Annotated in this window: 15 protein-coding genes and 1 pseudogene; 1 reads left to right on the plus strand and 15 read right to left on the minus strand. The window is 64.2% G+C overall.

The annotated features are described in order from the left end of the window. From D3872_RS03520 to D3872_RS26275, 15 genes and pseudogenes are all read right to left on the minus strand, one after another. Window positions 1–1,092: sugar ABC transporter ATP-binding protein (locus D3872_RS03520; RefSeq protein ID WP_147373782.1), on the minus strand; the 1,092-nt coding region annotated here is incomplete at its 3' end. An 11-nt stretch (window positions 1,093–1,103) separates the two neighbouring features. Further along, window positions 1,104–2,066, minus strand: a complete 963-nt coding sequence (locus D3872_RS03525; RefSeq protein WP_119809500.1) for an ABC transporter substrate-binding protein — start codon at window positions 2,064–2,066, stop codon at window positions 1,104–1,106. 96 nt (window positions 2,067–2,162) lie between these two features. Then, window positions 2,163–4,508 (minus strand): glycoside hydrolase family 127 protein, encoded by a 2,346-nt coding sequence (locus D3872_RS03530; protein ID WP_119809501.1) that lies wholly within the window; start codon window positions 4,506–4,508, stop codon window positions 2,163–2,165. After that, the gene (locus D3872_RS03535; protein WP_119809502.1) at window positions 4,505–5,524 is read right to left on the minus strand and encodes an arabinan endo-1,5-alpha-L-arabinosidase; all 1,020 of its coding nucleotides are present in this window, start codon (window positions 5,522–5,524) and stop codon (window positions 4,505–4,507) included. Before D3872_RS03535 ends, D3872_RS03530 begins: the two co-directional genes overlap by 4 nt. 68 nt (window positions 5,525–5,592) lie before the next feature. After that, window positions 5,593–7,149 carry an alpha-N-arabinofuranosidase gene (locus D3872_RS03540; protein WP_119809503.1) on the minus strand — a complete coding sequence of 519 codons (1,557 nt, stop codon included), beginning with the start codon at window positions 7,147–7,149 and terminating at the stop codon, window positions 5,593–5,595. Between the two features lie 104 nt (window positions 7,150–7,253). After that, the gene (locus tag D3872_RS03545) at window positions 7,254–8,021 is read right to left on the minus strand and encodes an SDR family NAD(P)-dependent oxidoreductase (RefSeq protein ID WP_119809504.1); all 768 of its coding nucleotides are present in this window, start codon (window positions 8,019–8,021) and stop codon (window positions 7,254–7,256) included. Between the two features lie 28 nt (window positions 8,022–8,049). Next, window positions 8,050–9,624, minus strand: a complete 1,575-nt coding sequence (locus D3872_RS03550) for an aldehyde dehydrogenase (NADP(+)) (protein WP_119809505.1) — start codon at window positions 9,622–9,624, stop codon at window positions 8,050–8,052. After that, entirely contained in the window at window positions 9,621–10,613 is a 993-nt protein-coding gene (gene araD1, locus D3872_RS03555) for an AraD1 family protein (protein WP_119809506.1), read from the minus strand. The genes D3872_RS03550 and araD1 overlap by 4 nt, the downstream gene beginning before the upstream one ends. A gap of 11 nt (window positions 10,614–10,624) precedes the next feature. Continuing rightward, window positions 10,625–12,364 carry an IlvD/Edd family dehydratase gene (locus D3872_RS03560; RefSeq protein WP_119809507.1) on the minus strand — a complete coding sequence of 580 codons (1,740 nt, stop codon included), beginning with the start codon at window positions 12,362–12,364 and terminating at the stop codon, window positions 10,625–10,627. A gap of 188 nt (window positions 12,365–12,552) precedes the next feature. Next, window positions 12,553–13,413, minus strand: a complete 861-nt coding sequence (locus D3872_RS03565) for an SMP-30/gluconolactonase/LRE family protein (RefSeq protein WP_119809508.1) — start codon at window positions 13,411–13,413, stop codon at window positions 12,553–12,555. Window positions 13,414–13,424: 11 nt separating this feature from the next. Beyond that, window positions 13,425–14,369 carry a glycoside hydrolase family 43 protein gene (locus D3872_RS03570; protein ID WP_119809509.1) on the minus strand — a complete coding sequence of 315 codons (945 nt, stop codon included), beginning with the start codon at window positions 14,367–14,369 and terminating at the stop codon, window positions 13,425–13,427. 6 nt (window positions 14,370–14,375) lie between these two features. Then, entirely contained in the window at window positions 14,376–15,728 is a 1,353-nt protein-coding gene (locus tag D3872_RS03575) for an MFS transporter (RefSeq protein ID WP_119809510.1), read from the minus strand. 83 nt (window positions 15,729–15,811) lie between these two features. Next, complete coding sequence (locus tag D3872_RS03580) at window positions 15,812–18,412, minus strand: TonB-dependent receptor (RefSeq protein ID WP_119809511.1); 2,601 nt, start codon at window positions 18,410–18,412, stop codon at window positions 15,812–15,814. A 217-nt stretch (window positions 18,413–18,629) separates the two neighbouring features. Further along, window positions 18,630–20,135 (minus strand): TonB-dependent receptor, encoded by a 1,506-nt coding sequence (locus D3872_RS03585; protein WP_229459142.1) that lies wholly within the window; start codon window positions 20,133–20,135, stop codon window positions 18,630–18,632. A gap of 140 nt (window positions 20,136–20,275) precedes the next feature. Next, a pseudogene (locus D3872_RS26275) lies at window positions 20,276–20,692 on the minus strand (TonB-dependent receptor plug domain-containing protein); the annotation flags it as partial. A 95-nt stretch (window positions 20,693–20,787) separates the two neighbouring features. Here D3872_RS26275 and D3872_RS25940 point away from each other — a divergent pair. Beyond that, window positions 20,788–21,419 (plus strand): transposase (locus D3872_RS25940; RefSeq protein WP_220476870.1); only part of this gene is annotated, 632 nt, incomplete at its 3' end.

Raw genomic sequence — 21,419 nt, forward strand, 5'->3', positions numbered from 1 at the left:
GAGAATCACGTTCTCGCGCACCGACAGTTCCAGGATCGCGCCTTCGTGCTTGCGGTCTTCCGAACAGAAGCCGATGCCCTCGGCGATGGCATCGCGCGGCGTCGAGAAAGGATGGGCGCGTTCACCGATGCGGATGCTGCCGCTGTCGGCGCGGTCGGCGCCGAACAGCAGCCGCGCCAGTTCTGTGCGGCCGGATCCAAGCAGGCCGCACAGCCCCAGCATTTCGCCTGCGCGGATGTCGAGGTCCATCGGCGCCAGTGCGCCCTTGCGTCCAAGTCCGCGCGCCTGCAGCAGCACCTCGCCCTGCGGTCTGGCCTCCTGCAAGGCGTCGCCGGCCTGGGGCGCTTCCTCGGGCGCGCCGACCATCTTGTTCACCAGCGCGAGCCGCGACAGTTCGGCCACCGCATATTCGCCTTCGCGTTCGCCGTTGCGCATCACGGTGATGCGGTCGGAAATGGCGTAGGTCTGGTCGAGGAAATGGGTGACGAACAGAATCGCCATGCCCTGTTCGCGCAGGCTGGACAGCACGCGGAACAGCAGCTGGACTTCGGCTTCGTCCAGGCTGGACGTGGGCTCGTCGAGGATCAGCACGCGCGCCGAGATGTTCAGCGCGCGCGAGATGGCGACCATCTGCTGGATCGCCAGCGGATAGGCCGCCAGCGGCTTCGATACGTCGATGCGCACTTCCAGCCGTTCCAGCAAGGCGGTGGCCTGGGCACGCATCGCGCGCCAGTCCACCATGCCGAAGCGGCGCGGGTAGCGGCCGATGAAGATGTTTTCGGCAACCGACAGGTTCGGACACAGGTTCACTTCCTGGTACACCGTGCTGATGCCGAGCGACTGCGCGTCCTGGGTCGACTGCGGGCGGATCGCGCGGCCTTCCATCACGATGCTGCCGCGGTCGGGCGCATAGACGCCGGTCAGCACCTTGATCAGCGTGGACTTGCCCGCGCCGTTCTGGCCCATCAGCGTGTGCACCTCGCCGGGGAACAGGCGCAGGCTGGCTTCGTTGAGCGCCTTCACGCCGGGGAACTGCTTGCAGATGCCGCGCAGCTCCAGCACCGGGGCTGCGGCATGTGTTGCGCTAGTCATGGCCGCCGCGCCTAGTATTTGCGGTGTGGGAGTTCGCGCGCCGCGACTTCGGCCGGGAACACGCCTTCCTGCACCGTGATCCGTTTCGCCACCGGCTTGCCCGCGGCGACATCGCGCGCCAGCGCCATCAGCTGGGGCCCGAGCAGCGGGCTGCACTCGACCGTCACGTTCAGCTTGCCGGCGACCATGGCCTGGAAGGCGCCCTTCACGCCGTCGATGGAAATCACCAGGATGTCCTTGCCCGGCTTGAGGCCCGCTTCCTCGATGGCCTGGATGGCGCCGATGGCCATGTCGTCGTTATGGGCATACAGCACGTCGATGTTCTTGCCCTGCGCTTTCAGGAAGGCTTCCATCACCTCCTTGCCCTTGGCGCGCGTGAAGTCGCCGGTCTGCGAGCGGACGATCTTCAGTGTCGGATGCGATGCGATGACTTCCTGGAAGCCGGCCTTGCGGTCGATGGCGGGCGCCGAGCCGACGGTGCCCTGCAGCTCGACGATGTTGAAGGTGCGCCCAGGCGCTTTCTTCGCGCGCTCGACCAGCCAGCGCGCGGCGCGGCGGCCTTCCTCGACGAAGTCGGAACCGATGAAGCTGGCGTAAAGCGTGGGGTCGGAGACGCTGACCGCGCGGTCGGTGAGGACGACCGGGATCCTGGCGGCCTTCGCTTCGCGCAGCACGGTTTCCCAGCCCGATTCCACCACCGGCGAAAACGCGATCACGTCGACGCGCTGGGCGATGAACGAGCGGATCGCCTTGACCTGGTTTTCCTGGCGCTGCTGGGCGTCGGCGAACTTGAGGGTGATGCCCTCTTTCTTCGCTGCGTCCTTCACGGAACGCGTATTAGCGGTGCGCCATTCGCTCTCGGCGCCGACCTGCGAGAAGCCGATGACCAGCGGTTTGGCGGCCAGGGCGGGGATGATGGCTGATGCGGCTGCGAGGAATGCGCCGCCCAGCAGAGTCCTGCGGGTGAATGTCATTGCTGTCTCCTGTTTTCTTATGAATCAATGTTAGGAGAAAGCGAAATACCAATCCAATCACATTTTTAGTGTTATCTATATCGATTTCGATATCACCTACCGCATCAGGCGCAGGCCGTACAGGCCACCCGCGATCGATCCGGGCTTCGCACGGAACATCACGGCCAGCTTCCCGCCCGATTTTTCAAGCACCGCGGCGGGAATCGCCACATCGCGGGTATAGATTTCACTGGGCGCGCCGGCGTCCAGCGTGACCTGCTCGACCAGTTCCCCATTGACCAGCAGGTCGAAGCTGCGCCCAGCGTCGCCGCGCGCAAAACTCAGCCGCAGGGAGCGCGCCTCGCGTTGCGGGTCATTGAGCGTGTAGCTGAACCAGCCGGTGGCATGGCGCCAGCGGCCGGCCGGAGCGACTCCCGCGTCCGCGCCCTCGCCCGCGAAGGCATGGTCCGACTCCGGCTGCTGCTCGCCCGGCGCCACCTGGTCGATGGTTTGCGCGTCCAGCGCCTGGCGTTCGGCGTCAATGCGCGCGGTTTCCGCCAGCCGCCCCGCCAGGTTCCCCGGCGTCGAATACGGCCAGTAGATCATATAGCGCGAATCATGCAGACGATAGAAGGGAATCAGCCGGATGGTTTCCGCGCCCTTGCCCCGAACGAGGCCGGACGCGGCGAAGGTCAGCGGCTGCCCCTTCACCGGGCGGATCTTGTTGGCGAAATTGCGCGTGTCGCTGACGAATAGCGGCGCCGCCTCCTGCGGGCATACCTGTCCCTGCGCGATGTGGCCCATGCGCGAATCGTCGGCCATCACGTTCAGCTTTTCATCGGCGAACAACTGGGTTTTCGCGGCCAGCACGATGGGGCCGTGCAGCACGGCGTAGTAATCGGATTTGTCGGGCATCTGCTCCAGCCGGGTGGTCATCGGCAGCGAAACGTCGACGGTGTCGCCGCTTTTCCACGCCCTCCGCAGGCTGACGTAGGTTCCCGGCGTTCCCTGGATGCGAACTGGCTTGCCGTTGATGCGGACCTTCATGCCACCCTTCGCCATCCAGCCTGGATAGCGCAGCTTCATGGTGAACGTAGCGTTCGACTCCACCTTCAGCCGGGTGCTGCCCTCGTCCGGAAAGCTGGTCGCTTGCGTGACCCGCACGCCTTTCGCACGCCAGTCGAGCGTGGACGGCACGAACAGGTTCACATACAGCTCATCGCCATCGTGCGCGTAAATGAACTCGCCGTGCTTCGACTGGCTCTCGATGCCCGACCCGACGCAGCACCACATCGCCTTGTCGACCTCCGAATACACCCGGTAATGGTTCGGCCGCATCGGCGTGAAGTACACGAAACCGCCTGTGCGCGGGTGCTGGGACGACAGGATGTGGTTGTACAGCGCCCGCTCGGTATAGTCGGCATAGCGCACCTGCTGGTCCTTCATGAACAGCATCTCGGTCAGGCGCAGCATGTTGTAGGTGTTGCAGGTCTCGGGCCCTTCGACCTCGTTGACCATCGGCGAAAAGTCCTTCTCGTCGTGGAAGTGCTCCTTGACACTGTTGCCGCCGATTGCCACGGTGCGCCGTTCGCGCACCGTGGTCCAGAAGTAGCTGGCCGCGTCGCTGTATGTGCGCTCGCCCGTCAGTTCGCCGATGCGCTGGAAACCGATCACCTTGGGTATCTGGGTGTTCGCATGCAGACCGCCGAGCCGGTCCTGCTTCTGCGCGAGGGGATCGAGGATGGCCTGGTGCGAGAACTTGAGCGCAAGCTCGAGATACTTCGTATCGCCAGTCATCTCGTAGACGTCGGCGAAGATCTCGTTCATCCCACCGTGCTCGCTGCGCAGCGTGGCCTGCATCTGCTCGCCGGTCAGCTTCGAGGTGACCTGCAGCGCCCAGTCGGACGCCGCCAGCAACATCGCGCGCGCGTCCTCGCTGCCGGCGTAGCGCCAGGCATCGCGCAGGCCCGCGTAGGTCTTGTGCAGGTTGTACCACGGGACCCACTTGCCGTTGACGGAAAAGTTATCCGCATGGAGCTTGCCGGCGGCGACATCCTTCCACGCCTGCGCCCCGCCTGGAATGCCGCCAAGGTAGCCGCCGTTCGCCTGCTGGCACTTCTTCAGCTCCGCGATCATGTATTCCAGGCGGCCGAGCACTTCCTTGTCGCCAGTCGACGCGTACATCAGCGCCAGCGCGGACAGGTAATGCCCGCCCATGTGGCCATCCAGCCCGCTCGACTCCCAGTTGCCGTAGCTTTCGAGCTTCTGCGGCAGCCCGGCCTCGCGCCGGAACGGCGCCAGCAGTTTGTCAGGTTCAAGCGCCATCAGGTAGCGCAGGTTGGTGTCCTGCGCGGCCAGGAAAGGGCCGCCGGTCAGGCGCACGCTCGAGAGCGGGAACCGCTCTGCCGCCAGCGCCTGTCCGCCCAACGCGGCCAGCAGGAAGATGGCGGCGAGGCGCTTCATTGCGGCAGCTGCATGCTGTTGTAGCGGTCGAGGTCCGCCGCATCGACGACCGGCCAGCCGGCGCCGTCCCACTTCATGTCCATCACTTTCAGCTTCTGCAGGTATTTATCGGCCGTTTCGTAGGCGTGCAGCACGAGGTAGTCCTTGCCGTCGAAGGTGTAGGCGCTGTTGTGGCCCACGCCGTTCCAGGCCTTGCTGCCCTTGATGACGAGCGAGCCGCCGCCCTTGGCCATGTCGATGCCGTCCTTGTCCAGGTATGGGCCGGTGACCTCGCGCGAACGTCCCACTACCACGTGGTAGGTATTCGCCGCCCCCTTGCAACAGATGCCCCACGAAACGAACAGGTAGTAGTACCCGTTCTTCTTCATGATGTGCGGGCCTTCGATCTGGGCCGGCCCGGCCTGGTCGTCGGCCGTGAAGGCCGGGCGCTCGCGGCGCGCGATGGAATGCCACTCCTGCGGTTCGGCCAGGCGCGTGCGTGCTGCGTTCAGCTTCACCAGTTTGATCCCGCTCCAGAAGGAGCCGAAGGACATCCAGGCGTCGCCCTTGCCGTCTTCGACGATGTTCGGATCGATCGCGTTCCACGCGTCGCGCCCCGGCACCGACTGCAGCAGCATGCCCTGATCTTCCCACTTGTAGTTCGCCGCACGCGGATCGAGCGTGGCGTTGGTGGTCACGCCGATGCCCGATGTGTTCTTGCCGAAGCCGGACACCGAGTAGTACAGGTAGTACTTGCCGTTATGGTGGTAGATGTCCGGCGCCCAGATATGGTCGTTGAAAGTGGGCGCCGCCTGCTTCGCCCATGCCGGTTCGCCCGCGAACACCCTGCCCTCCGGCTTCCAGTTGCGCATGTCGGTGGAGCTGTAGAAGGTAATTCCCGGGCCCGTGCTGAACAGGTAGAAGGTCTTGCCTTCCTTTGCCATCACCGGGTCATGCACGCTGACCTGCTGGGCGTTACCGGCAAGCGCGAACGCCATCGTGAAAGCAAAAAGGACTGGGCGAAGCAGAGGATGCATGGTCTCGTCCTGAAAAATTAATGAGGCAGCGGCGCCATCGGAGCATAACGCAATGGCGCCGCCGCTGGTCAGCCTTCCAGCGCCACGACCACGACTGCCTTGGCCGGCACCTTCATCGTCAGCTTGCCGCCTTCAGCGCGGACGCTGTACGGCGCCGGCTTGACCGCCTGCGGGGCCTTGAAGGTGTTATGCGCGTCCATCGCGGCAGCCGTCAGCACGCGGCCGGTGGCGCCGGTGACGCTGGTTCCCGCCACGTTGACCGCGACGTCAGCCGGCTGGTTGGGATTGGTGTTGACCAGCGCGAGCCATACCTTGCCGTCCTTTGCCCTGGCGGCGGATGCGCTGATGCCGGGGATCGAGGTCTCGCCCACGGTGTACGAAGCATTGTCCGCAATCGCCAGCGGCAGCGAGGTCGCGTCCTGGAACGGCACGTACATCTCGAACGCGTGATAGGTCGGCGTCAGCAGCATCTTGTCCTTCTCGGTCAGGATCATCGCCTGCAGCACGTTGACCATCTGGGCCACGTTGGTCATGCGAACCCGCTCCGCGTGGGCGTGGAAGATGTTGAAGTTGAGCGCTGCCACCACCGCGTCGCGCAGGGTGTTTTGCTGGAACAGGAAGCCGGCGTTGGTGCCCGGTTCGACGTCGTACCAGGTGCCCCATTCGTCGACGAACATCCCGATCTTCTTCTCCGGGTCGTTCTTGTCGAGCACCGCCACGTTATTCCTGATCATGCCGTCGATCTTGAGCGTGTTCGCCAGCGTGGACATCCACATCGGTTCCGCGAAGCCGGTCGCCGCGCCCTTGCCTTCCCATTTCCCGGTAGGGATGGTGTAGTAGTGGAAGCTTACCGCATCGGTGCGGCCCTTGAGCTTCGAGCTCAGGACGTCGCTCCATTTGGTGTCGTGATCGTTGCCGCCGCTGGCGATCAGCTTCGGACGGTGCTCGGCCGGCGCTTTCAGCAGGGCTTCGTAGTTCTTGTACAGGTCCGCGTAGTATTCCGGCGTCATGTTGCCGCCGCAGCCCCAGGCTTCGTTACCGATCGCGAAGTAGTGTACCTTGAACGGCTTGTCGCGGCCATTCTTGCGGCGCAGGTTGGCCAGCGTCGACTTGCTGTCCGAGGTCATGTACTCGATCCACTCCGACATCTCCTGCACCGTGCCGGAACCCAGGTTGCCGTTCACGTAAGCCTCCGCGCCAAGCAGGTCGACCAGGTCGAAGAACTCGTGGGTGCCGACCGCATTGCTCTCCTCGACACCGCCCCAGTTGGTATTGACCTTGACCGGGCGCTTGTTGCGCGGGCCGATGCCGTCCTTCCAGTGGTACTCGTCGGCGAAGCAGCCGCCCGGCCAGCGCACCAGCGGCACGTGCAGCTTCTTCAGCGCGCCCAGCACGTCGTTGCGCCAGCCCTTGGTGTTCGGGATCTTCGATTGCGGGCCGACCCACATGCCTTCGTAGATGCCGGTGCCGAGGTGCTCGGCAAACTGGCCATACACGTTCTTGTTGATGACCGGGCCGGGCCGGGCGGCGTCGATGGTGATATTGACCGGACCTGCCGCAAACGCCGGGAAGGCCGTCGCCGCCGCCAGTCCGATCGCTGCAATGCTGTGCTTGATGATGTTCATGCTGCCTCCTGATTCTTTATTCTTCAAATATCGCGGATGCGACGGTCCATCCGGCCGTGATGGCCGGGATGGGAAATCGATAACTGTTTAGAAAAAGGCTGGTATCAGATCCAGCCGGCGTCCACGATGAATTCCTGCGCGGTGCACATCTTGCTGTCGTCCGCCGAGAGAAACAGCACCATTGCCGAAATATCGTCCGACATCAACTTCCCCGGCAGGCACTGGGCGCGCTTGATTTCCGCCTCGCCGGCTTCGTCCAGCCACAGGTCGACCTGGCGCTGGGTCATCACCCAGCCCGGCGTGACCGTGTTGACACGGATGCCGTGCTTGCCGAAATCGCGCGCGAGGCCTCGGGTAAGGCCGATCACGGCCGCCTTGGTGGTGGCATACACCGGATAACCTGCGTTCTTGACGTGCCAGGACATCGAACTGACGTTGATGATCGAGCCGCCGCCCTTGCGCTTCATGCCCGGCAGGACAGCCTGGCAGGTGAAGAACATCGGCCGCTGGTTGATGGCGATGCGCTCGTTCCAGTATTCGAGGGTCACGTCCTCGGCCTGGTGGCGCTGGTCATTGGCGGCGTTGTTGACAAGGACGTCGAAGTCGCCCATCTCGGCCGCCAGTTCCGCCATCGCTGCCTGCAGGGCCGGAATGTCGGTGATGTCGCAGTGACGGAATACCGGGGCCGGATGGCCGGCGTCGGCGATGCGCTTGCACAGCGCGATACTGGGCTCGCGCACGATGTCCACGAAGGCCACCTGCGCGCCTTGTGCGGCAAAGGCGGAAACAATCGATTCACCGATGCCGCTACCGCCGCCTGTCACAAATACCCGCTTGCCCTTGAGGGTCGGGTAGTTGGCCATTTGATTCATAATGTCTCCGTCTGTTTTTGCGTTCGTGCTACTGCTGCGTCAGGAGGCCGTCGCGGCGGCGCCAGGTGTTTTGGCCATTATCGTCCCGCAGCACCTCCGGCAGCAATGCCTGCGCGAGGTTCTGGTAGCACACCGGACGCAGGAAGCGCTGGATCGCTGCCGTGCCGACGGAGCTGCTGCGGCCGTCCGAGGTCGCCGGATACGGCCCGCCATGTACCATCGCGGTCGATACCTCGACGCCGGTCGGGAAGCCGTTGGCCAGGATACGGCCGACTTTACGCTCCAGCACCGGCAGCAGCGCGCGCGCCTGTTCCAGGTCGCCTTCGTCCATCTGCAGCGTCGCGGTCAGCTGGCCTTCCAGGCTTTCGGCAATCGCGCGCATTTGCTCGAAACTGTCGCAGGCGACGATCAGGGAAGCCGGCCCGAAGATCTCGCCGTGCAGCGCGTGCTCGGCCAGGAAGTCCTTGCCGCTGGTGCGGAACAGCGCGGGCGCGCCCTTCCCTTCGGCGTGTTCGCCTTTCGCCAGCGCTTCGACCGCGCCATGCCCGGCCAGCTTGTGCACGCCATCCTGGTAGCTCGATGCGATACCTGCGGTAAGCATGGTGCAGGCTGCGACGCCTTTCAGCGCTTCAGCCGCCTTGAAGGCGAAGCGGTCCAGTTCCGGGCCCTTGAGCGCCAATACGAGGCCGGGATTGGTGCAGAACTGGCCAACGCCCATGGTCACCGAGCCGGCAAAGCCGGAGGCGATCTGGTCGCCGCGCGCAGCGAGCGCGTTCGGCAGCAGGAAGAACGGATTGATGCTGCTCATTTCGGCATACACGGGAATCGGCTGCGGGCGCGCGGCGGCAACCGCCATCAGCGCCTGGCCGCCCGAACGCGAACCGGTGAAGCCAACCGCCTTGATCGACTGGTGCGCCACCAGTCCCTGGCCGATGCCGTTACCGGTACCTGTCAGCAGTGCGAACACGCCCGGCGGCAGGCCGCACAGGCGGACCGCCTTCACCACCGCGCGCGCCACCAGTTCCGACGTGCCCGGATGGGCTGAATGCGCCTTCAGCACGACCGGGCAGCCGGCGGCCAGCGCCGATGCGGTATCGCCGCCCGCAACCGAAAACGCGAGCGGGAAGTTACTGGCCGCGAAAACCGCAACCGGCCCCACGCCGATCATGCGCATGCGCAGGTCGGGACGCGGCAGCGGCTGGCGTTCCGGCAGCGCGCTGTCGATGCGGATATCGGCCCACGAGCCTTCGCGCAGCAGTTCGGCGAACAGCTTGAGCTGGTTGACGGTACGTCCACGCTCGCCCTCCAGGCGCGCGCGCGGCAGGCCCGACTCGGCCATCGCACGTACGATCAGTTCGTCGCCGATCTCGACGACCTGCTGGGCGATCGTCTCGAGGAAGTCGGCGCGCTGTGCATCGCTGGTCGCGCGGAAGGTATCGAAGGCGGCTTCCGCCAGGCGGCACGCGGCGTCGACCTGATCGGCGCCGACCATGTGGAAATCAGGTTCGAGCTGCTCGCGCGTCGACGGGTCGAAGGCCTTGAACGAGCCGCCGTTGCCGCGCACGGCTGCGCCGCCGATGAGCGCTTCGCCGGTAATCTTCATAAGGCGCTCACTTTCGTAAATTTGGTTTCTTCCAGTGCCAGGCGGTTGCGCAGCGCCGGGCCGAAGGCCGGGGCCTCGATCTCGAACGTTTCGCCGGCTTCGACGCAGATGCTGTCTGCGAAGCTAAGGGTCGCGGTGCCGAAGAAGTGGATGTGGACGTCGCCCGGGCGGTTGAACAGGCCGTATTTGAAGTGGTGGTATTCGAGGTTGGCGATCGTGTGCGACATGTTCTGCTCACCGCTGACGAAGTCCTTGGCCCAGCGCACCTGGCCGTCCTTGCCGTAGATGCGCGAGCTGCCTTCGATGTGCGCCGGCAGTTCGCCGACCAGTAGCGCCGGTCCCACGCCGCAGTCGCGCAGCTTGGAATGCGCGAGGTACAGGTAGTTCTGGCGTTCGGTGACGTGGTCCGAGAACTCGTTACCGATGGCGAAGCCAAGGCGGTAAGGCTGGCCGTCGTCGCCGATCAGGTACAGGCCCGCGATTTCCGGTTCTTCGCCGCCGTCCAGCGCGAAGTCGGGCATCGGCAGGTCCTGGCCGCTGGCGCGCACCACCGAGCCGTCACCCTTGTAAAACCATTCCGGCTGCACGCCGCGCGCGCCTTCGGCCGGCTTGCCGCCTTCGACGCCGAGGCGGAACATCTTCATGCTGTCGCTGAGGGATTCGACGTCGCCGCCAATTTTCTTGTGCATCGCGTCGCGCGTATCGGCGCTGCCCAGGTGAGTCAGGCCGGTGCCGGTGACGTAGCAGTGGGCCGGATCTTCATGGTCCAGCGGCGGCAGCAGGCGGCCCGCCTTCGCGACGGCTTCGAAGGACTGGGTCTCGCTGCCGACGGCACGCGCAGCCACCAGTTCCAGCGGCGCCTTGGCGGCGATGGCTTCGCGCGCCAGCGCATAGGTGGTGGCATAGCCGTCGATGACGCGGATGGCGTCCTGTTCCAGCACGCCGACGCGGCGCTGGCCGGCTTCGGTCTTGAATTGTACGAGAAGCATTTGCTGTCCCCTTAGTGTGAGTGGCGTGGTACGGCGGAACCGCGGCTGCCGACCAGGAAATCGAAATCGCAACCTTCATCGGCTTGCAGCACGTGCTCGATGTAGAGCTTCTGGTAACCGGTGGTCGGGCCGGGAGCCTGTCCCTGCTTGCGCGCCGCCAGGCGCTGCGCCATTTCCTCGTCGCTGATGTCGAGGTTCAGGCGGCCGTTCTGGCAGTCGAGGGATACATAGTCGCCATCCTGCACGACGCCCAATGGGCCGCCGGCCATCGCTTCCGGCGCCACGTGCAGCACCACGGTGCCGTAGGCGGTGCCGCTCATGCGCGCATCCGAGATGCGCACCATGTCGGTCACGCCCTGTGCCAGCAGCTTCGGCGGCAGTCCCATGTTCCCTACTTCGGCCATGCCCGGGTAGCCTTTCGGGCCGCAGTTCTTCATGACCAGCACCGAGTTGGCGTCGACGTCCAGGTCCGGGTCGAGGATGCGGCTCTTGTAGTGTTCGAAATCTTCGAAGACCACGGCCTTGCCGCGGTGCTGCATCAGGTGCGGCGAGGCGGCCGACGGTTTCAGCACCGCGCCGCGCGGCGCCAGGTTGCCGCGCAGGATGCAGATGCCGCCGTCGTCGATCAGCGGATTGTCCAGCGGGCGGATCACTTCATCGTCGTAGATCGGCGCTTCCTCGCAGTTCTGCCAGATGCTCTTGCCGTTGACGGTCAGCGCGGCCTTGTGCGGCAGCAGTCCGCCGTCGCCCATGCGCTTGATCACGCCCGGCAGGCCGCCCGCGTAATAGAACTCCTCCATCAGGAAGCGGCCGGAAGGCAGCAGGTCGACGATGGTCGGGGTGCCCTTGCCGACGGCGGTCCAGTCTTCCAGCTCGAGCGGCACGCCGATGCGGCCGGCGATGGCTTTCAGGTGGATCACGGCGTTGGTCGAGCCGCCGATGGCGGCATTCACGCGGATCGCGTTTTCGAATGCTTCGCGGGTCAGGATCTTCGACAGGCGCAGGTCTTCGTGCACCATTTCGACGATGCGGATGCCGGACATGTGGGCCAGCACGTAACGGCGCGAGTCGACCGCCGGAATCGCGGCGTTATGCGGCAGCGAGGTGCCAAGCGATTCGGCCATGCAGGCCATGGTGGAGGCAGTGCCCATCGTGTTGCAGGTGCCGGCAGAGCGCGACATGCCCGATTCGGCCGACATGAACTGGTGCAGCGTGATCGAGCCGGCCTTCATCTGTTCGTGCAGCTGCCAGACGGCGGTACCGGAGCCGATGTTCTTGCCGTTCAGCTTACCGTTCAACATCGGGCCGCCGGTGACCACGATGGTCGGCAGGTCGACGCTGGCGGCGCCCATCAGCAGGGCCGGGGTGGTCTTGTCGCAGCCGACCAGCAGCACGACCGCGTCCATCGGATTGCCGCGGATGGATTCCTCGACGTCCATGCTGGCCAGGTTACGGGTCAGCATGGCGGTTGGGCGCAGGTTCGATTCGCCGTTGGAGAACACCGGGAATTCGACCGGGAAGCCGCCGGCTTCGAGGATGCCCTTCTTGACGTGTTCCGCCAACTGGCGGAAGTGGGCGTTGCATGGGGTGAGTTCGGACCAAGTATTGCAGATGCCAATGATCGGCTTGCCCTGGAATTCGTGGTCGGGGATGCCCTGGTTCTTCATCCAGCTGCGGTACATGAAGCCGTTTTTATCTTGTGTACCAAACCACTCCGCCGAGCGCAGGCGCGGCTTTTTTGTCTCGGACATGTATTCCTCCTGATTGTTCTTTACCGACCAGGTTTGTCGTCAACCGGTCAGCGTGTAGGGGAATACTAAAGATTCTATAGATACGTTTCCAATCACTTTTTCTTGGCTATTGATATCGAAATTGGTATCAGAACCATTAAACACGTCGGGCTGAAGAGCGAAGCTCTTCAGCCCGACGAAGGTTCTAATCAGAGCCTGAAGCGGCTCTCCGGCAATCCTCGGATATCGTCCATCGCCTTTGCGAACAGTCCGCCGTCCTGCGGCGCGGGCAGCTCCATGCCCACCCGCGCGCTGGTGACGTACACCACATCCATTCCCGGCCCGCCAATCGCCACGCAGCTCGGCTGCACGGCCGGCACGGCCAGGATATGCTCGATGCTCCCATCCGGCGCATACCGCACCACCCTTGAACCGCCCCACTGCGCGTTCCACAGGTAGCCCTCGGCATCGATGCAGGACCCATCCGGCTCGCCCTCGCCTTCCAGCACGGCGAACACGCGCGGCGCGCTGACCGCGCCGGTTTCGGTGTCGTAGTCGCAGCACCGTATCGCCTTCTCCGGCGAATCGGCGTAATACATGATCGTGCCATCGGGGCTGAAGCAGATGCTGTTGGCAATCGCCACCTTGGGCAGGTCCAGCCGGTCCAGGCTCAAATCATGATTGAGGCGGTAAAAACCGCCGATGGCTTCCTTCGGCACCGCTTCATTGAAGGTGCCGAACACGAACCTGCCCTGGCGGTCGCAGCGCCCGTCGTTCATGCGTGTGCCCAGCCCCGGCTCGATCTCGCAAACCGTGGTGACCTCGCCGCTTGAAAAATCGAAGAACGCCAGCCGTGACGCGAGGCCAAGCAGGAGCCGGTCGTCGCTGGTTGTCAGCGCGAACGAGCCTAGCCGCTCGGGCATCGGCCAGCTTTGTGTGCTGCCGCTGGCTGGATGGTACGCCCACAGCACCGAACGGTTAATGTCGGTCCACAGCACGCGCCCGGTGCGTTCGCACCAAAGCGCGCCCTCGCCCAACTCGTTGCGGGCGTCCACCAGCATCTCAAGCATCGCGTTTCCCCTCAGGCGATCGACGGGCGCCCGAATACGGGCATGCCCTGGTCGTCCCATTTTAGCGGCTTTACGTAAGTGTGCCGGTCCGGGTTCCATAGCGGATCGCCGACAATTTCGGTGTAGGTGCGCGCGTGGTAGACCAGCATGACGGTGTCGCCATCCTCGCCATAGGTGAAACTGTTGTGGCCGGGGCCGTAGACGCCGTGCTCGTAGCAGGTCTGCAGCACCGGTTCCTTCATCTTGGTCCACGACGCCGGGTCGAGCAGGTTGGCGTCTTCATCCGCCCACAGCAGCCCCATTGCGTAGTTTTCGTCGGTGGCGCTGGCCGAGTAGCTGATGAAGATCTTCCCGTTTCGCTTCAAGACCGACGGTCCCTCGTTGACCCAGAAGCCGCGGGTCTCCCAGTCGAATTCCGGCTTGCTCAGCATGACCGGCGGACCGTCCAGCTGCCACGGCGTCTTCATCGGCGCGATGTACAGGTTGGAGTTGCCTTCGATGCCGGTGTCCTTCTGCGCCCACAGGTAGTACAGCTGGCCCTTGTGGGTGAAGGTGGTCGCATCCAGGCAGAAGGTGTCGATGCCGGTGTCGACCTGCCCCATGAATTCCCACTCGCCTTCGAGCGGGTTGGCGTTGGTATTCCTCACCGCGTACATCCGGTGCTGGAACAGCTTGTCCTTGATGTCGCGGCTCGGCGCGGCCGCGAAATACACGTACCAGGCGCGTTCGTTGAAATGGATCTCGGGCGCCCACAGCAGCTCGCTGTACGGACCGGTGTCCGGCTTGCGCCAGACGTCGACCGGCTGGGCCGCCGCCAGCCCGGTAATGGTGGTAGCGCGGCGCAGTTCGATGCGGTTGTACTCGGGCACCGACGCGGTGAAGTAATAATAGCCGTCGGTGTGCTTGTAGATGAAGGGATCGGCGCGCTGCTCGATCAGGGGAGTCAGTTTCTGCATGGCGGTTCAGGGTGCTACGTAGTCGTGGTTGCGCATCTCTTCCTTCACTTCGGTGTAGTAGTCGTCGCTGATGCGGTACTTGAACATCAACATGCCCATCACGAAATGGAAGAAGCCCGGGATAATGGTCAGCATCAGGGCGATGCCAGTCAGCGCCAGCGGCGTCTGCGCCTGGTTCGGCTGGTAGTTAAAGTAGGTCAGCAGGATGCCGACCAGCGCGCCGGCCACCGCCATGCCGGCCTTCTGGCATACCGAAATGCCGCCGAACGCAAAGCCGGATACCCGCTTGCCGGTCTTGACCTGGCCGTAGTCGATGGTCTCGGCGATCGCCGACCAGAACACCGGCGCATGCAGGTCGACGATGAAGGACAGCGCGAAGTACAGCACGAAGGCCAGCGCCACGTCGCCCGGCTGCACCGTGTAGTACATCAGCACGCTGATGACGGCGACCACGATCTGCGAATTGCGGAACAGCTTGACCTTGCAGTAGAACTTGGTGATCCAGGTGGACGCGACCATCGAGAGGATGGCCGCCGCCACGCCGGCCGACAGGAAGGCCGACACGGTGGCGGTATCGCCGCCCAGGTAATACTTGGCGTAGTAGATCGCCACCGAGCCGCGCACCACGTAGCCGACGGTGCCGGTGACGCAGACGCCGCACAGGATCAGCCACTGGTCGTTCCGCAGCAGCACCTTGACCTGGGCCAGCAGCGACTGCTTTTCGACCACGTGCACCACGCGCTCGGTGGTGGTGAACACGCAGAACAGGAACATCGCCACGCCGATCACCGCCATCACGGCCATCGCCGCCTGGTAGCCGGTGGCGGCATTGCCGCCGCCCCACTGCTGCGCCAGCATCGGCACGATGATGGTCACCATGAAGGCGCCGATCTTGGCGAAGAACAGGCGGTAGCCGTTGGCCGACAGCCTTTCCTTCGGGTCGCTGGTCAGGCCGCTGATCAGCGAGATGTAGGGAATGCCGACGCCCGCCGTCATGATGGTGACCATGATGTAGGTGGAGTAGGCCCACACCAGCTTGGCGCTGTAGGCCCAGTCGGGCGTGGTGAAGGTGAAGAACACGCTGATCCCGTAGGGGATGGCCAGCGCCAGCAGCCAGGGGCGGTAGCGGCCCATGCGCGAGGTGTAGCGGTCGGTCAGCTGGCCCATCACCAGGTCGGCCAGCGCGCCGACGATCTTGACGATCACAAACAGCAGCGCCAGGTCCTGGGTGCGCAGGCCGTAGATGTCGGTGTAGAAGAAGGTGATGATGAGCATCATCGACGAGATCACCACGTTCAGCGCCATGTCTCCCGCGCCGAAACCCACTTTTTCGAGGGTGGACAGTTTTTGCGTATTCATTTCTATTCCAGTACAAGAACAGCGAGGCGTTGCCCGGTTTCCCTTGCAACGCCCCTGTCGATCACTTCACCGAATCCGGCACTTTAGATTTTCCAGCGCAGCGACAGGCCGATCACCCGGTCGTAGCGGCGGATGTCGCGCGGGTTGCTCGGCACACCATGGTAATCGTGATACGTACGGTCCAGCAAATTCTCCGCATCGAGGGTCACGCTCATGTTGTCGTTGATCTTGTACGAGATCGAACCGTCCAGGGTCTTGATCGGGGCGACGATCAGGTCGAAGCCCAGGCCGCGGTAGTTGAAGGTCTCGACGAACTTGTCGCGCCAGCTGTAGGCCAGGCGTCCCGACCAGCCACCGCGCTCGTACAGGCCGACCACGTTGTACGACAGTTTCGACATGCCGACGAAGGGCTTGAGGTCGCCGTTGACGTCGGTCAGGTCGCCCTTCATGTACGTGACGTTCGCTTGCAGGCCGAGGCCGTTCAGGAAGCCAGGCAGGCCGTCGTAGAACTGCTGGTAGGCCAGTTCCGCGCCCTGCAGGGTACCTTTCGACATGTTGCGCGGACGGTTCACGTCGTACACGATGCCGTTGTAGGTTTCCTTGGTCGAGCTGGTCAGGATGTAATTCTTGAAGTCGTGGCGGAACAGCGTGCCGGTCAGCGAGCCGGTCGGCGCGAAGTACCATTCCAGGCCGGCGTCGAAGTTGTTGCCTTCGATCGGCTTCAGGTCAGGATTGCCGCCGTTGCCGACCGCCATCACCGTGGTGCTCGGCACGTTGTACGACACGCCGGGGTTGAACTGGTCGAAGTTCGCACGCTGCATCGACTTGCCGGCGGTCAGGCGGGCGATCACGTCCGGGGCGACCAGCGCCTTCAGGGTGGCGTTCGGCAGCACGTCGGTCGACGATGGCTGGCTGTTGACCGGCAGGATGACGTTGTTGGCCAGCGAGAAGCCGTTCAGCGAGGCCCTGGTATGCACCACGCGCACGCCGGCGGTGCCGTCGACCGGAATGCTGCCGACGTCGAAGCCGAATTTGGCCTTGCCGTAGATGGCGTAGGTGTCTTCCTCGTTATTGAAGCGCGACAGCTTGTCTTCTTCCGTCTTGAGGCCGGTGCCGTTGAACATGCGGCGGATGGCGGTCAGGTTGTCGTGCATATAGCCCGCGCACGGCGTCAGCCATTGCGCCAGGCCGTAGTCGCCGGCCATCGGCATCGAGGTACATGCCAGTTGCGGCACGCTGCTAAGCGGAATATTGCCAGGAGCCGGCATGAAGCCGTTCAGTTCGTGCGCGAACGACGCCACCCGCTTGGCGATGCGGAAGCCGGTGCTCAGCTCCTTGACGAAGCCCTCCTCCGCCGGGTTCCAGATGGCGTCGGCGCGCCAGTCGGTCGAGCGGCCTTCAGAGTGGCTGTGGTTGTCGAACAGCGTGGCGACCCGGTAGTTGTTGACACTCATCATGTCGTAGCCCGGGTAGTAGAACTGGGCGCCGCCGTTGACATAGGTATTGCCGGTCACGGTAGGTGGCGAGGCAATGAAGTCCATGATCGGGAACTCTTGCCGGAAGTTGCTAACGGTACGGGCCAGTTCGGTGGTCAGGCGCAGCTGGCGCGAGACATCCCAGCGCGCGCCGATGGCGCCCTGGCTGCCGATTGAGTAGTCGAGCGGCGCCTGGGTCGACGACAGGCTGAACGGGAAGGCATTGGTCGAGGTGACCGACGCCACCTGGTTGGTGCCGGGAATCAGGGTGAACTGCGAATTCGGATTCCAGCCGAGGCCGGCGACGAAGAACTGGCGCTGTGCCGCGTGGTCGATTTCGGTGGAGATGCCTTCGGCGAACAGCTCGACATCCTGGCTTGGACGCCACTGGAAGGCGAAGTTGGCCGCCTTGCGTTCGCGCTCGCCCTGGTACAGCACGTGGCCGAGGTCGTTCGGGCCCGTGATGCCGTTGCCGCGCGGTTCAGGCGGCGAGTTCCAGGTCACTTCGTCATGGTAGTTGCCCTTCTGGTAGGACAGGCCGACCAGCGCGCCGATTTCGCCGTACTGGGTTTTCCAGCGGTTCGACACCATGCCGCTGACGTTCGGGTCGGTGCTGTTGGACTTGTCGCGGTTCTCGACCCGTGCCACCACGTTGGAAGTGAAGCCCTTGGCGTCGAACGGGCGGCTGGTGCGCACGTCGATGACGCCGGCGGTGCCGCCTTCGACCATCTCGGCGCCTTGCGTCTTGTAGGCATCGACCCGGTACAGCATGGCGGCCGGGATGTCGGCCAGGTACAGGCTGCGGCCCGACGAGGTGTACATTTCGCGGCCGTTCAGCAGGGTGACCAGGCCGGGCAGGCCGCGGATGACCACGCTGTTGGCCTCGCCGAACTCACGGCGGACCTGGACGCCGGTGATACGGCCCAGCATTTCGGCCACGTTCTTGTCCGGGAATTTACCGGCTTCCTCGGCGACGATGGAGTCGACCACCTCGTCCGAGTTGCGCTTGATCGTCTGGGCGCTCTGGGCTGCCTTGCGCACGCCGGACACGGTGACGACCGCGGTGTTGGTATCGATGGTGGCCGCATCCTGCGCCCACACCGATGCACTGCTGAGGATACCGGCGCCGGCCAGGACAGCAACCGTGACTTTCAAGGCGAACGGATGGACGTGTGCGGCCTGGGTCTGGCCTGGGTGATGGCGTTTCATAGGTCTCCTGTGTACTTCTAATTATGTGATTGCCGCTGGCACCTCTTGATGCCCTGCAATCATCTTAGGGAAACCATAACGATCAATCCAATCAATTTTTTCAGGTTTTCGATATCGAAATTGGTATCACTATGGGGCATGTCGGGGTTGTTTTATGGATATTTTACCCGGACTGCATAGTGGCGCTGGCCGGGGGGCTGTCCCGATGCTGGGCGTTCTAGAAACTGTGGGCGAGCGTCAGGCGGAAGCTGCGCGGCTCGACCGGGTGGAAATGGATGTCGTCCACTCCTTCGTCTGGCTCGCCGGGCAGGCGCGAGCTGTAAAGATAGTCCACGTCGCTGGCCTTGCGGTCGAACAGGTTGAACACGTCGAGCGACACGCGGGTGGATTTCGACAGCTTGTAGCCCAGCCGCGCATAGGCCAGCGCGGTTCCGCACGACTTGACCGAATTGTCTTCGACCAGGGGACGCGGCCCGAAGTAGCGCGCCTGCACGGAACCGGACCAGCGGCCCCGGTCGGTGACGGTCGCGCCGAACGAGGCGACCTTCCCCAGCGATCCCGGGATGTGCTTGCCGGCCGGGTCGTCCTGCGTGAAGCGGGCGCGCGACACCGCCAGGTCGGGGTCGAACAGCAGCCACGGCGCGGCGATGTAGTGGTTGTTCCATTCGACGCCGCTGCGGCGGCTGGCGCGGCTGGCTTCCGTGTCGCCGGCGTCGCCGATGAACAGCAGCTCGGAATCGATATTCAGGCGCCACAGCGCCAGTGAACTTTGCAGGCCGGGGATAACCTCGGTGCGCGCGCCCAGTTCCATCCCGCGCGTGCCGACCAGCGGCGTGACCGGGCTGGCAGGGCTGCCGTCGATGGCCCTGGTCTGGGTAGTGCCGCGCGCGTCGTTGCTGTGGAAGCCCTTGCCGTAGTTGGCGAATACCTCGGTCTTGTTCCATGGCCCGAAGATCAGCGACAGCTTGGGCGACACGATGCCGTCCGACGCCTTGCCGGAATTGCCCTCGGTATTGCTGTCGATCTTGAAGCGGTAGGCGTCGTAGCGCACGCCCGCCACGGTACGGAACGTGGGCAGCCATGCGATCGTGTTTTCGGCATACACGCCGGTGCTGCCCTCCCGCACGCGGTCCTCGCGCACGGCGCCACTGCGCTCGCGCGCGACGCTGAGGTGCAGGCCCACCGGCGCCAGCCGGTCGAAGCGCGATTGCAACCCGATCTTGTTGCGCATCGCCAGCCCGTTGATTTCCGACGTCCAGCTATACGTGCCATTGAGGCCCGCCATGCGGCGCTGTTCGCTCTGGGTGAACTGGTCGCCATCCTCGGGGTTGTCGAGGAAGTAGGTGAAATTGCTGAACAGGTCGAGCCTGGACGCGACCGCATAAGCGTCGAACTCGAACAGCCGGCCGGTATCGCGCTTGCGCAGCGCGTACGACAGGCTGTAGCGCGACGACTCGCCGCCGTCGCTGGCGTCGATGTTCGAGAAGCGCCCGATCTGGCCGAATTCCACCGCGCGCAGCGGAATCTGGTCGGTCGCGTTCCAGCGGTTGCGGTAGGCCATGGCGGTGACGGAGAAGCCGTCGTCCGCGCCGCCCCGCCGGTAGCGCAGCGTGCCGCTGTACTTGCGCAGGTCTTCCGGCGAATCCCTGGGGCCTTCGTTACGGTGCACTTCCAGCCCGTACAGGATGCTGCCCGCGCCGGCCGCGATGGAATCGGCCAGCACCGCGCGCCGGTAGCCGTCCTTGCCGAGCGAAATACTGGCGCTCCCGTTCGGAAGCGTGTCGGCCAGGCGGATGCGCCCGCGCCCGCCGAGGAAAAGTCGCCTTCCCCCGCGAAGTACGGCCCCTTGCGGTAGTCGATGCGCTCGACCAGCTCCGGAATCAGGAAGCCCAGGTCGGTGTAGCCCTGGCCATGCGCGTGCGAGCGCATGTTGACCGGCATGCCGTCGACATGGGTGGCAAAATCGGTGCCATGGTCCAGGTTGAAGCCGCGCAGGAAGTACTGGTTGGCCTTGCCGTCACCGCTGTGCTGGGTGACGATCATCCCGGGCACGAATTCGAGCAGTTCGCTGGTGCGCAGGGCCGGACGGTTGCGGATCAGGCCGGACGTTACCGTGCCCTCACTTGCCGCGTCCGAGGTGCCGACCGCATTGTCGTAGTGGCCCACAACCTTCAGAACCGCGACCACACCGGCGGGCGTTTCGCCATCGCGGCCCGCGCTGGCCGGGGCGACACAGGCAAGTGTCGCCAGTACCGCGCATACATTCCGTGTCGATTTCATCAGATTTGCTCCGAGAACCCTCGTCCTTCAGAGGGTGTCGCAAAAGCCCTCTGCGCGATAAAATATTGCTCAGAATGAAACGCCAGGAACCGACAATGAGCAGCACCCGCAAATTACCTTCGCCCGACGATCCGCAGTACGATTTGTTTGGCGGCGTGCCGGCAGGTTCGGATGCGCCGGCTCTGCAAACGGCGGTCCATAGCGGTCGGCGTTTCGTGACGGGCGATGCCAACGCCATTTTCCTGGGGACGATGCGTCTGGAAGAACATCTGAAGCGTTCTGGCCAGCATGCTCCATTTACCGTGGCCCGTCTGCTCGGAGCACAAGACTGGCAAGCGTTTGAGCGGCGCTACGCTGCAACTGGCCGCGCTCCCTATGCGCCGCAACTGATGGTCGGCCTGATCCTGTACGGCGTGATGCAAGGGGTGCATTCCCTGCGCGAATTGGAACGGCTGGCGCGACTCGATCTCGGATGCATGTGGGTGACCGGCGGCATCGCGCCGGACCATGCCAACATCGGACGCTTCATCGTCCAGCATGAAGCGTCGCTGACCCGGGATTTCTTTGAATCGCTGACCGGGTCGATTTTGAAAGCGACGGGTTCTGGCAGCGCTCGGTTGGCCGGTGACGGCACCGTTATTGAAGCGGCTTGCTCGCACTACAATCTGCTCAAGGAAGAGGCCGTCAAGGCGCGCGCAACAGCGGCGCACCAGGCCGTAGAACGCAC

The sequence above is a fragment of the Massilia cavernae genome, from assembly GCF_003590855.1.
GTDB classification, from domain to species: domain Bacteria; phylum Pseudomonadota; class Gammaproteobacteria; order Burkholderiales; family Burkholderiaceae_D; genus Telluria_A; species Telluria_A cavernae.